Source organism: Methylobacterium sp. J-078 (genome assembly GCF_022829285.1).
Taxonomy (GTDB): Bacteria; Pseudomonadota; Alphaproteobacteria; order Rhizobiales; family Beijerinckiaceae; genus Methylobacterium.
The window spans coordinates 1-301 of sequence record NZ_JAKSYI010000103.1 but is presented as its reverse complement, the minus strand read 5'-3'; the positions used below and the strand labels follow the sequence as shown (position 1 = coordinate 301).

Annotated in this window: 1 protein-coding gene; it reads right to left on the bottom strand. The window is 66.4% G+C overall.

Translation table 11 applies throughout. The features are described from left to right. Nucleotides 1-301 (bottom strand): hypothetical protein (locus MKK58_RS16145; protein WP_243913013.1); only part of this gene is annotated, 301 nt, incomplete at both ends.

Here is a 301-nt window from a genome sequence, read left to right as displayed (position 1 = left end):
GGGTCGGGGGAATTGCGCTCCAGCGACTGAGCGCGGGCGACCACGTTGACGAGGTATATCGAAGCCCGGACCTGAGTGATCGACCGGCCGCCAACGATGCCGGTGAGCAGGCCGGCGATGTCCTCCGAGGTCACGCCGAGCTGGCGCGCCTTGTACTGGATGATGTCGACCTTGAGCACCTTGCCGGGCACGTTCCCGTCGAAAGTCGGCACGTCAAGATGCGGGTTGCCGCCGACGATGTCGCCGAGGTTCAGCGCGTAGGCCCGCAGGGTCTGTAGGTCGGGGCAGCTGAGGCGGTACT